Annotated in this window: 2 protein-coding genes; both read left to right on the top strand. The window is 58.3% G+C overall.

Annotated elements, in window-relative coordinates; all coding sequences use genetic code 11:
* On the top strand, positions 1–323 hold a 323-nt coding region (locus EN993_RS36180), incomplete at its 5' end, for an FCD domain-containing protein (protein WP_206532493.1).
* A gap of 4 nt (positions 324–327) precedes the next feature.
* On the top strand, positions 328–1,059 hold a 732-nt coding region (locus EN993_RS36175), incomplete at its 3' end, for a dihydrodipicolinate synthase family protein (protein ID WP_164758071.1).

The raw sequence follows: 1,059 nt of genomic DNA, 5'->3' as shown, positions 1-1,059 counted from the left end.
CCATCGAAGCAGGTGTGCGCAGGGTGATCGATGACCCGAAGCCCAGGCCCGCCGACGACTGGGCGATTGATTCCAGGCTTCACGACACAATTGCCAATGCCAGCGGGAATCTCCTCCTGGCCAAGATGGCGCTGGAACTGCGGCTAAAGACTCGCATGTTCAATATGACCCGTGTGCCGGAGCGCTTCCGCGTGGGCCACATGGAACATCTCGAGATCATTGCCGCCATCCGCGCCGGTGACAGGGAAGTGGCCAAGGCGGCCGTCCGCAAGCACATTGATGGTGTGAAGAGCGCCATTATTCGCAACCTGAGTGAGGTTTGAGACTATGACAACTGAACGGATCAACGGGACCACTCGCGGTGTCTACATCATTGCGCCGACACCCTTCTCTGACAGCGGGGAGATTGATTTCAACAGCATCGACAAGCTGATGGACTATTACCTTCAAAGTGGCGTCGATGGCCTGACCATTCTGGGCGTGCTTGGCGAAGCCACGAAGCTTTCGCCGGAAGAATCCCGCGCCATTATGGCGCGCGTTTTCAAGCGGATCGACGGCAAGCTGCCAATCGTGGTCGGAGCCAGCAATCCGGGCACGGACAATCTTGCCCGCTTTTCCCGCGAGGCCATGGACATGGGCGCAGCTGGCGTCATGATTGCGCCGATCCCGGGTCTCAAAACCGACGACCAGGTGTACAACTACTGGTCTGTGGTGTTGGAGCGCCTCGGCCACGACATCCCCGTCTGCTACCAGGACTATCCACAAACCACGAGTGTGGTCACCTCAGTGTCGGTGTTTAATCGTCTCGTAGCAGCGTTCGAAAATCTGGTGATGTTGAAGCACGAGGAATCGCCAGGTTTGCCGAAGATCACCGCAGTGCGCGCCGCTGAGCAAAAGGGTCAGCGCCGCGTCAGTATCTTGATCGGCAATGGCGGTCTTCATCTGCCGCAGGAGTTGCGCCGCGGAGCCGATGGCGCAATGACCGGTTTTGCTTATCCCGAAATGTTGGTGGAGGTCTGCCGCAAATTTTATGCCGGCGACATCGAAGCTGCTGAGGAC

This window comes from Mesorhizobium sp. M7D.F.Ca.US.004.01.2.1 (assembly GCF_003997785.1).
GTDB lineage: Bacteria > Pseudomonadota > Alphaproteobacteria > Rhizobiales > Rhizobiaceae > Mesorhizobium > Mesorhizobium loti.
The sequence above is the reverse complement of the archived record's forward strand: the minus strand, read 5'-3'. Positions and strand labels throughout refer to the sequence as shown.